The following is an 11,167-nucleotide window of genomic DNA, read 5'->3' on the forward strand; positions in this document are numbered from 1 at the left end:
CCCATTCTCCCCTTTTTCTGTGAAACGGAGAAATTTCTCCCCTTCTTAAGATTCTCCCTTTCTCCCCTTCTCCCTCTCTCCAATTCATCCATTCTCCGTTTCTCTCTGTAATGACTGAATAGTTACCAAATAATTATTACTTAAGGCTAAATATATTCTTTAGCTCCTTGTCCGAAAGCTCTGTGAGCCATTGTTCTCCTACGGATACAGTTAAATCAGCCAGCTCCTTCTTTGATTTTATAATCTCATCTATCTTTTCTTCAAATGTGCCTATTGTTATGAGCCGATGAACAATTACATTTCTCTCCTGGCCTATGCGGTAAGTTCTATCTGTTGCCTGCGCCTCTACTGCTGGATTCCACCACAGGTCATAATGGATAACATTTGTGGCAGAGGTAAGATTTAAGCCTGTTCCTCCTGCCTTAAGCGATAGAATCATTATCCCCTTTGAGGGAGATGCCTGGAAATCTTCAATCATCTTATCCCTCTTTATCCTTGGTAATCCTCCATGGAAAAAGAGTATATCTTCCTGCAGATCATTAGTTATCACTTTATCAAGGAGGTCTCCCATTTCTTTATATTGGGTGAAAATAATGACCTTTTCTCCTATATCCCTAATCCTTTCAATAATATCCATCGTCTTTTCTGTCTTACCTGAAAGCTCCTTAATTATCTTACCCCTTTTTGAGTAATGCACCGGATGATTGCATATCTGTTTTAATGAGGTGATTAGTTTAAATATTAACCCTTTTCTTTCTATGCCTTCGCTTTTTTGAATCACTTTCATTGTCTTATCTACCACCTCTTTATAAAGGCTGGCCTGCTCTTTAGTAAGGTAGCAATATTCGTCAAAGACTATTTTATCAGGTAGGTCCTGGATAATAGATTTATCTGTCTTAAGCCTCCTTAAAAGAAATGGAGATGTAATAAGCCTTAACCTTTCAATCTTATCCCTATCCCTGTATCTTTCTATGGGTATGGCAATGTTTCCTTTAAATTTCAAAAGCCCTCCCAAATAACCCCTATTTATAAAATCAAAGATGCTCCATAATTCAGAAAGCCTGTTTTCAACAGGTGTCCCTGTCATAGCGATAGAAGAGTCTGCCTTGATTGATTTAATTGCCTTAGTCTGGTCTGCTTCAGGATTTTTAATATTCTGTGCCTCATCAATCACTACCAGGGACCATTTAGCCTTTTCAAATTTCTCCCTGTCGCGCCTCACCAGACCATAGGTGGTGATAAAGACATCACAATTATCAGTAGAAAATTCCCTGGCTGTGCCGTGATAAATCCAGGTTTTAAGAGAGGGTGCAAATCTTTCACATTCCTTCTGCCAATTTCCTACCAGTGTGGTAGGGCAGATAACAAGTGCTGGAGCAGAAAGCCTGTTTTCCTCTTTGAGTTTCAAAATAAGTGATATTACCTGAATAGTTTTACCAAGGCCCATATCATCCGCAAGACAGGAGCCAAAACCCTTATCCATATTACTGTAAAGCCAGCGAAATCCTCGCTCCTGATAGGGTCTTAAACTCGCATTTAGTGTAGAAGGAAGGTGTATATCTTCTATCTTTCTAATGTCATCTATCACCCTTTTTAAAGCCTCATCAGGATTAAATAATGCCCCTTCATACTCACCACTAAGGCCGGAGGCAATTACCTCAAACGATGACATTTTGGGTATGGGTTTTTTAAGTTTATCAAGGAGCTTCTGGACATTCTCAGGCTCAAGCATAAGATAAGTATCCTTAAATCTGACAATACCACTTGAAGACTTGACGAGCTTAAGAAATTCCTCTTTAGAAATGCTCTTATCGCCTATGGCTATTTCCCAGGAAAAATTGAGCATGCCCTCAAGAGAAAGATATGAAACAACCTCTCCCTTTACCGCTGTTTTTATTGCCAGCTGGGGTCTAATAATCTTTTTTAACTCCTTTGGTATGACTATCCTTATGCCAAGGATATTCAAGATATCCAGGGTGCTGGTTAAGAAATCCATCAGCTCAATTGCTGTAATAGCAGCAGATGTTTCTCCTTTGCTATGGAGAACATTTTTAAGTGCTGGTATGTAGTCAGAAACAATGATTATTTGGCTTGATACATCCTGCATTACAATTGAAGCAGGATAAGAGAATATTACATCTTTTCTAAAGACCTCTGCAAGGGAAATAGGTGGAGCAAGGCTATCCTTTTTATTTTCCACATCAATACTTAAGATAAACCTATTCCCTCTTTTACAATCAATCCTTATTACAGGGCATATATCCTTTTTTCTAAAGGAAAGCCTCGTAAGCCAATTTGATACTGCCTTTGAGGTGTGCTGTTCTTCAAAACCAAAAGGTTTATAAATCTTCCCTTTTAAAAAGGTTTGAAAAATCTTGTCCTCCCTTACCCATTCAGCCAGGCCGCTATACTGGTTGATGAAAGAGGTAATAATCAAGGCTAATATATCAACAATACCCTCTTTTGACATAATAAAGTGGTCGTCATACCTGAAACACATATTAGCTGGCATAATGGACTTAAGGTAATTGATAATCTCATCGCATTTCTCACCCTGTATTACCGGCACATACCTGATGGTGAATTTTCCCTCCTCCTTTTCTACTATCTCAGGTATAAACGAGCTTGCCTTAATAAAGGCAATGCCAATACAGGTAGCGATATTGAGAAATCTAAAAGAAGGGGAAGTTTTATAGGACAGGACCAGCGGCAATTTTGAGAAATAATCAAAGAGATGGGATGCTGATATTTCCTGACACCTTTTTCTTTTAAATGCTATTTTATCTTCCAGGATAAAGGGTAGATTAACCATAAGGTTTTTACCTTTTACCTCAGGAGGGATTTTATCACCCTGCATAAAGAAATCTGTTTTATCTTTTTTATAGGATAAAAAGAAGGCTATGTCGCTTAAGGGAGGCTTGTCCTCTTTAATCTCAATTTCTTCTATTATTTTAGAAACATCCTTTATTGCCTTAAGAAGCGTATCTCTAAAACTACCCGGGCCTGTATAAAAAAGGGGTCTCTCCTCAAGGCAGGAAAAGAGCCTTTCAAGATGAAAATTAGGAAGGGATAGAGAAGGAGGTTCAAGGAAAGGAGGGATTTCATCAGCCTTTATCTCTGACCAGGGGATAAAGGCATTCTTTGCTTCAGGAGCGGATTGTTGAGTTGGAAGTCCTAAGATGCCAGCAAAGGATTCTTGTGCCATACCGCGCAGAGTAAATAACAAAAAGGGGTTTTTGTCTATCTCATTAGCCAGAATATAATAAACAGCTGCTAAATGTTTGCATGGATTTGCCCAGTCAGGACAGGAACATTCTGCATCTATATCCTTCCATGATTGTGGCAGAAGGTATATCTTTTGTTGATTAAGGAGCTCAAGGAGTTGCTCAGGGAGCCTTCCTAAACCCAATTCAGCACCAATTGCTGGATTAGAAGGAATTAAAGCCTTAATCTTGTCTATTTGGGGCTTTTGGAACCTCTTTAGCTCTATCTTTATCCGGTATGGCCTTGGCATTGAACCCTGAACCCTGGCAAGGACATTGCCATTCTTAATTTCAATTGAGGAAACCCTGTCATTATTGGCATAGCTTCTACCCCTTGGAAGCCGATTTGTATCGTAGTCAATCCTTTCCATTGCCTCCACCCAGGCATTGCCCCACCAGGTTTTACCAAAAGACCTTTTCATTTAAATATTATACAAAAAAACAATTGGTAATTCATTATTCTTTTGGAATAATTGTTGGGATATTGACAACATAGCCTTGGATGTTTATATTTTTATGGTAAAAGATAAAATTTTTGGTAAGCTTGAGGTTATAAAATGAAAGCAATAATTATGGGATTTAGCCCAAATGAGATTGGTTTTTCTCCTCTTTGTGAAAAGGAGATAGAGACAGAAAAGGGCAAGGCACATCTTTTTATAAAGGAAGATATTGTCTTTGTTCCTCGGCATGGAAAGGATAAAACAATTCCACCACATATGATAAACCATTGTGCGAATATACTAGGTTTAAAAAGCCTTGGCGTATCCTGTATTATTGCAATAAATTCTGTTGGCTCTTTAAAGGAAAATATAACACCTGATGACTTTTTAATCCCCGATGATTATATAAATTTATGGGATACAAGAACACTCTATGATGAAAAAATAGTCCATATCCTTCCAGGATTGGATGAAGAAATAAGGATTTTAATTAAAGATAAAGCTATGTCTTGTGGGATAAACCCTATTGATGGTGGTGTCTATGTCCAGACAAAAGGTCCTCGTCTTGAAACAAAGGCAGAGATAAGGTTTTTAAAGACGCTAGCTGATGTTGTTGGAATGACATTAGCATCAGAGGCAACAATTGCAAAAGAGCTTGAGATACCTTATGCCTCATTGTGTCTGGTTGACAATTATTGTAATGGGATAAAGGAAGAACCCCTTTCTTTTTCTCTGATAAAAGAATATCAGAAAAAGAAGATGGGGGTTTTGAAAAAGTTTTTAAATATGTTTATCTAGTTAGAAGAAAGCGATGAAAAGGCACAAAGTAGCAAAGGAGGGGAATTACTATGATTAAAAGTATTAGAAAGAGGGATGGAAGGCTTGTTCAGTTTAATGCTGAGAAGATAACTGAGGCTGTTTTTAAGGCAACAAAGGCTGTGGGAGAGCCTGATAGGAAAAAGGCATCAAAAATTACAAGGCAGGTGGTTGCTGCCCTTTCTGTTATTTATAAGGAAGAGAGGGTTCCAACTGTAGAGAATGTCCAGGACCTTGTTGAGAGGATGCTCGTTGAGGATGGCTATACAGAGGTTGCAAAGGCTTATATCCTTTACAGGGAACAGCATGCAAAGCTACGGCAAACAAGGGAGCTTCTCTCTGATGCTGTCTCTATGGTTGATAAGTATCTTGGAAACCAGGATTGGAGGGTTCGGGAGAATTCAAATATGAGCTATTCCTTGCAGGGGCTGAATAACCACATATTTTCCCTTGTAACATCCAACTATTGGCTTTCAAAGCTATATCCACAAAATATAAAGGATGCCCATATGTCTGGTGATATCCATATCCATGACATTGGTGTTTTGTCTGTCTATTGCTGCGGATGGGACCTTAAGGATTTGCTCATCAGGGGGTTTGGTGGTGCATCTGGAAAGGTTGAGTCTTCGCCTCCAAAGCACTTTAGAAGTGCACTAGGCCAGATTGTCAATTTCTTCTATACCCTGCAGGGAGAGGCAGCTGGTGCGCAGGCGTTTTCTAATTTTGACACCCTCCTTTCTCCATTTATCCGCTATGATGGCTTATCTTATAAAGATGTCCGCCAATGTATTCAGGAATTTGTTTTTAATATGAACATTCCAACAAGGACGGGCTTTCAAACCCCTTTTACAAATATAACAATGGATGTTACACCGCCAAGAAACCTTTCTAAAGAATATGTCATAATTGGAGGAAAGCCACAAGATACAACTTATGCTGAATTTAAACATGAGATTTTAATGATAAACAGGGCATTCTGTGAGGTAATGGGTTCTGGAGATGCAAAGGGAAGGATTTTTACATTTCCCATTCCAACCTATAATATTACATCTGATTTCAATTGGGATGATGAAAATTTAGCCCCCCTCTGGGAGATAACCTCAAAATACGGCATTCCCTATTTCTCCAATTTCATAAACTCTGATATGGACCCTGAGGATGCAAGGAGTATGTGCTGTCGACTTAGATTGGACAACAGGGAGCTTAGAAAAAGGGGAGGAGGCTTATTTGGTTCAAATCCCCTAACAGGCTCAATTGGTGTTGTTACAATAAACCTTCCAAGAATTGCATACCAGGCAGACCACAATGAGGCAGATTTCTTTGAAAGGCTTGCAAAAACTATGGAGATTGCAAGAGAAAGCCTTGAGATAAAGAGAAAGGTAATTGAAAGGCTAACGGATGAGGAGCTATATCCCTATGCAAGGCATTACCTTTTGTCTGTAAAGGAGAGATTCGGGAGCTATTGGAAAAATCATTTCTCAACCATTGGCCTGATTGGGATGAATGAGGCATCCTTTAATCTTATTGGGTCTGATATTGCAACCCAGCAAGGAAAGGAGCTTGCTTGTAAAACATTAAAGTTTATGCGAGAGAAAATCTTGAAATTCCAGGAGGAAACAGACAACCTCTATAACATTGAGGCAACGCCAGCAGAGGGAACAGCATACAGGCTTGCTATGCTTGATAAAGAGCATTACCCAGATATTATTACAAAAGGAGAAAACAAGCCATTCTATACAAATTCAACCCATCTTCCTGTAGGCTGGACAGATGACCTGTTTTCTGCCCTTTTACATCAAGACCAGCTTCAGGCATTATACACAGGAGGGACGGTATTTCATGGCTTTATCGGAGAAAAAATAGACAATCCCAATATGTGCAAGGTCCTTGTTAAAAAGATTGCAGAACGATTTTCCCTTCCCTATTTTACTATTACACCAACATTTAGCATTTGTCCCATACATGGGTATATAAGGGGTAAGCATTGGACCTGTCCAAAATCCTCTGGCAATGGGCTTTGCAATACAAAATGTGAGGTCTATTCAAGGGTTGTTGGCTATTATAGACCTGTTCAGCAATGGAATGATGGAAAGCAGGAGGAGTTTTCCGAGAGGAAGGAATATAAGATTTGAAAATAAAAGGTTTTCAGGGCGTGTCTTTAATAGATTATCCAGAAAAGGTGTCATCTGTAATATTTACAGGTGGTTGTAATATGAGGTGCCCATTTTGCCAGAATAAAGAGCTTGTAGAAAACAGTATCCCAAGCCTTAATGAAGAGGATATTTTAAAAGCCATTTTTGAGAGGAAGGGCTTTATTGATGGTGTTGTAATTACAGGAGGTGAGCCAACAATACAACACGACCTTGCTGATTTTTGCAGAAGGCTTAAAAACGAAGGCTTTTTTGTTAAGCTAGACACAAATGGCTATCTTCCAGATGTCTTAAGAGGCCTTATAGAAAACAAGGCTATTGATTATATTAGCCTTGATATTAAATCTACATTTTCTGATTACAATAATACTTGCGGAATTACAGTAGATGTAGATAAAATTAAGGAATCTTTAGAGATTTTAAGAAATATGGAAATAGATTATGAAATTAGGACAACGGGGGTTCCTGGGATAATTGATTTAGAAAAGATAAAGGAAATTGCAAGGGAAATTTCTTGGGCAAAGAAGTATGTAATTCAGCAATATAGGAATGAAAAAACCCTGAACCCTGATTTTGAAAAAATTGCTCCATATCCAAAGGATGTCCTTTTGGGGTTTAAAAGGGAGGCAGAAGCATTTATTTCCAATGTATCTGTGAGGGGAATATGAATGCAAGACAGACAACAGACATTCAGATAACAGAGGACAGACAACTGTCTGAATTGTCTGAACCGTCCGAACCGTCTAATAAAGGAAAAGATGAACACAATTGACGGGATGCTAAAGGAATTTGAGGCTATCTTAACAAGGATTGAGATTTTAATATTCTTTTCAAAAAATCCTTATGCTATGGATACCCTGAGTAAGTTTTCGGGATGGCTTAAAAGGCCACCATCTGATATAGCAAGGGAGTTTGATTATTTTGCAGAAATGGGTATTGTTGAGAAGATGGGAGAGGGTGAGAATGCTATTTATTCCTATACATCAAACCTTGACATTACAAGCAAAATTGAAGAATTTATAAAAACCCTTGGAAAGAGAAGGATATCTTAAAAATGAAAAGCTTTGCTGTTTTTGGAATAAATCATAAAGTAGCAAAAGAGGATATGAGGGAAAAGGTGGCTTTAAATTCTTCTTCTATTAAAGATGCTATAGATATTGCAAAGAAGACATTTGATGAGGCTGTCCTTATCTCAACTTGCAATAGAACAGAGGTTTATGTAGTTTCATCAGAAAATAGCTTAAAAGAAAGATTAAGGGATTACATAAGAAACCTCTTTAAAATAGAGCTTAATCTTTTAGAGCAGTTTTATTTTTTCTCTCAAACAGAGGCATTAACACACCTTTTTAGGGTTGCAGGATCGTTGGATTCAATGGTTGTTGGTGAGGTTGAAATATTGGGTCAGATTAAGAATGCTTATAGGCTTGCACAAGAAAAGAAAACAACAAGTAAAGCGATAAATACCATGTTTCAGCATTCATTCAGAGTAGCAAAGAGGATAAGGACAGAGACAGATATTGCAAAGGGAAATTACTCAATCCCATCTATTGCTTGCAATGTAGCCTATGAGAAATTGGGGGATTTAAGGGATAAGACAGTGATGGTCATTGGAGCAGGAAAAATCTCTGAGATAACCCTAAAACATTTGGTTGATAAAGGCGTAAAAACCATTTTTGTTGGAAACAGAACATTTGAAAGGGCATTAGAATTAGCAAAAAGGTTTAATGGGATTGCTTTACATTTTAATGATTGCTTTGAGAAATTAGGACAATGCAACCTTGTTATCTCTCAAACATCATCACCACATTATATTATAAAGGACATTCCAGATAAAAGGAAAAACCCTTTGGTTTTAATTGACCTTGCAGTTCCAAGGGACATTGAGCCAAATATAGGAAATCTTTTTGGTGTTTTCCTCTATAATCTTGACTCATTTCAAGGGATTATAGATAGGACAATGAAAATAAGAAAGGATGAAAGAGAAAAAGCAGAAGAAATCATTAAAGAAGAAATCCAATCCCTTGCTCCCATTATTTTTTAAAGTTCACATATGTGTTTATTTGTTTGTATGTGTTTAGGTAGATGGCATGCAAACTCTTTCCTTATGAGAGCTTAATCTTAAGAAAAGGAAATGAACCTTAAGGAAAGAAATTCTTAAATCTCTCCACCCATGTTACGAAAAATTAGCAAACACCCTTGAATGGGATAAAAATGGATACAATGTGCTTAAGTCGCAGTCAAAATATCCCGACAAAACATTTGACATTATGAGAGGGAATTTAATATCATTATGATTATGATGGCAATAGCAATTGGGATAATCTGTGGTGTTGTAGTTTTTGTAATAACCTTCATTAAGGCAATGCCAATAGTATGGGGGGTAATTCTTGCCATCTCTGCCTTTATTATTGTCAATCTTATCAATATTATTATAAAATCCATCCATTCAATTGGTCCAAATGAGGTTGGCTTAATCATCAAAAGGTTTTCCATAAGCGGAAAAAAATTAACTAATGATTGTCCTATTGCTTTCAAGGGAGAGCCAGGCTATCAGGCAAGGCTATTGATGCCAGGGCTGCGATGGGTATTCTGGCCTATATCACGGGTTGAAAAACACCCCTGGGTTCAGGTTCCTGCCGGTGAAATAGGGGTTGTGATCTCCCAGATTGGAAAGCCTCTGCCGGTGGGTGCAAAATCAGCAAGATACAATCCCATATTTGGCAATTTTACCGATATTGGGGTTTTCCTTGAAAATGGTGGAGAAAAGGGTGTTCAAAGGCCTGTCCTTCCCCCAGGAACATTAGCTCCCATTCATCCGGTTGCATTTCTTGTGATAACAAAGGAGCGGGTATATGGGATTCCTATATCGCCCGAGCTTAATATTGATGTAAAAAGAGGAGAGATTACACCCGAGACATTCGGGCTTAAGAGGGAGCAATTGAATGTAGTAAGGATTGAGCCAGAGCCAGGCGGAAATAAAGAGGTGCTTGATATGATCGGGATTGTTACAACATTTGAGGGAAATCCATTACCCCCCGGGACAATCGCAAGCCGAATTGGTGATTTTGAAGAGGTAGCCGAGAATATTGAGGATAATGTAATCATTGAAAGGGTTTTGGGAACAAAGAATGAGGTTCATAATAATTACCAGGATTTCCAGAAATTTTTGGATTCAGGAGGAAGGATTGGGCTTCAGTATGACCCCCTTCTTTATGGAGCATTTAACCTAAATCCATTTTTGGTTAGCGTGGAAAAGCTTCCCATGCTTATTGTAAAGCAGGGTGAGGTTTCAGTGGTAAAATCCTATGTAGGAAAGCCGACAAGGGATATTTCAGGGGCAGAATTTAAGTTTGGAACCTTAGTTAGGCCTGGATATAGAGGGATATGGAATGAGCCACTTAGAACAGGAAAATATCCCATAAACCCTCGCTGTTATGAGGCAATAATTGTTCCCACCTCTATCCTTACCTTAAATTGGGCAACCATAACCTCAAAGGCACATGAGCTTGACAAGGAGCTAAACCCAATAGATGCAAAGAGCAGAGAAGGATTTGAGTTTAAAATTGATCTTCAGGTACAAATCCATATCCCTGATACAAAGGCACCGCGGGTTATCTCCATTGTTGGCTCAATCCAGAATCTGGTAAATGAGGTATTGCAAGGTGCGGTGGGAAACCATTTTCGGGATAAGCTTCAGGGTATGCCTGCGATTAAGTTCATCGAGACAAGGCAGCAGGTTCAGGAGGAGGCATTTTTGCATATCAAGAACCTCCTTTCACAATATGATGTTGAGACAAAAGGGGTTTTTATCCAGGATGTCATCCTTCCCCAACAACTTGTAAATGTCCTTACCGATAGGGAGATTGCCAATCAACAAATTGAGACATACAAGAAGCAGAAAGAGGCACAGGAAGAGAGGATAGTGATGGAAAAGACAAAGGGAACCGCAGACCAGCAGGCAGAGCTCGCAAGGTCACAGGTGGGGATTGAGATAAAATCAAACAATGCAAGGGCAAGGAAGGCAGAGGCTGATGGAGAGGCAACCTATATTAGAGAAACAGGGTTTGCTAAGGGTGCTGAGGTTGAGGCAATTGGAATGGCAAGGGCAAAGGCTTATCAAGGTCAGGTTGAGGCATTAGGAAAAACAGAGACCGCTTTGGTTAATGCCATTGTTGCTCTGGCTGAGGCAAAGGCAAGAATTGCTCCAGAAACCCTTGTTTTAAGCACAGGAAGCACAGGAAGCCTTGAGGGCCTATCGGCAAGCCTGATGAACTATCTTGGAAAGATTGGAAAGAAGGAATTGCCTTAAAGGATAAAATTCACGAGCATCTCCTAACCCCCCAATGAGGCAAAAAGGCATTTAAAGTAGAAAAATACGGCTCATCGCGGATTATGGTGCATTAGGATAGGGATAGGGTTTAAAGACACCCATAGAGGAACATCCTTGAATAATCTTTAGCTTCATATACTCCTTATCCCTATAACCATATGCCCTTCT

The 11,167-nt window shown here is 38.9% G+C and carries 7 protein-coding genes; 6 read left to right on the plus strand and 1 reads right to left on the minus strand.

Annotation, left to right across the window (positions count from 1 at the left end; genetic code table 11):
- Positions 1-136: 136 nt before the first annotated feature.
- Positions 137-3,685 carry a DEAD/DEAH box helicase gene (locus tag AB1630_06800; GenBank protein ID MEW6103506.1) on the minus strand — a complete coding sequence of 1,183 codons (3,549 nt, stop codon included), beginning with the start codon at positions 3,683-3,685 and terminating at the stop codon, positions 137-139.
- A 135-nt stretch (positions 3,686-3,820) separates the two neighbouring features.
- Between AB1630_06800 and AB1630_06805 the strand changes: the two genes are divergently transcribed.
- From AB1630_06805 to AB1630_06830, 6 genes are all read left to right on the plus strand, one after another.
- The gene (locus AB1630_06805; protein ID MEW6103507.1) at positions 3,821-4,501 is read left to right on the plus strand and encodes an MTAP family purine nucleoside phosphorylase; all 681 of its coding nucleotides are present in this window, start codon (positions 3,821-3,823) and stop codon (positions 4,499-4,501) included.
- Positions 4,502-4,551: 50 nt separating this feature from the next.
- Entirely contained in the window at positions 4,552-6,651 is a 2,100-nt protein-coding gene (locus tag AB1630_06810) for a ribonucleoside triphosphate reductase (GenBank protein MEW6103508.1), read from the plus strand.
- Positions 6,648-7,337, plus strand: coding sequence for an anaerobic ribonucleoside-triphosphate reductase activating protein (locus AB1630_06815; GenBank protein MEW6103509.1), 690 nt, complete (start codon positions 6,648-6,650; stop codon positions 7,335-7,337). Before AB1630_06810 ends, AB1630_06815 begins: the two co-directional genes overlap by 4 nt.
- A 90-nt stretch (positions 7,338-7,427) precedes the next feature.
- The gene (locus AB1630_06820; protein ID MEW6103510.1) at positions 7,428-7,721 is read left to right on the plus strand and encodes a hypothetical protein; all 294 of its coding nucleotides are present in this window, start codon (positions 7,428-7,430) and stop codon (positions 7,719-7,721) included.
- 2 nt (positions 7,722-7,723) lie between these two features.
- Positions 7,724-8,710: a glutamyl-tRNA reductase gene (gene hemA / locus AB1630_06825; protein MEW6103511.1), complete on the plus strand. Its 987-nt coding sequence runs from the start codon at positions 7,724-7,726 to the stop codon at positions 8,708-8,710.
- Positions 8,711-8,965: 255 nt separating this feature from the next.
- On the plus strand, positions 8,966-10,978 hold the full coding sequence (locus AB1630_06830) for an SPFH domain-containing protein (protein ID MEW6103512.1): 2,013 nt from the start codon (positions 8,966-8,968) through the stop codon (positions 10,976-10,978).
- Positions 10,979-11,167: the final 189 nt, after the last annotated feature.

The sequence above is a fragment of the bacterium genome, assembly GCA_040753555.1.
In the GTDB taxonomy this organism is placed as follows: Bacteria; UBA9089; UBA9088; order UBA9088; family UBA9088; genus JBFLYE01.

Excerpts from the sequence above, each read along its gene's own strand:
- AB1630_06830 (MEW6103512.1), top strand. The coding sequence starts at position 8,966 with ATGATGGCAATAGCAATTGGGATAATCTGTGGTGTTGTAGTTTTTGTA.
- AB1630_06820 (MEW6103510.1), top strand. The coding sequence starts at position 7,428 with ATGAACACAATTGACGGGATGCTAAAGGAATTTGAGGCTATCTTAACA.
- AB1630_06810 (MEW6103508.1), top strand. The coding sequence starts at position 4,552 with ATGATTAAAAGTATTAGAAAGAGGGATGGAAGGCTTGTTCAGTTTAAT.
- hemA (MEW6103511.1), top strand. The coding sequence starts at position 7,724 with ATGAAAAGCTTTGCTGTTTTTGGAATAAATCATAAAGTAGCAAAAGAG.
- AB1630_06800 (MEW6103506.1), bottom strand. The coding sequence starts at position 3,685 with ATGAAAAGGTCTTTTGGTAAAACCTGGTGGGGCAATGCCTGGGTGGAG.
- AB1630_06805 (MEW6103507.1), top strand. The coding sequence starts at position 3,821 with ATGAAAGCAATAATTATGGGATTTAGCCCAAATGAGATTGGTTTTTCT.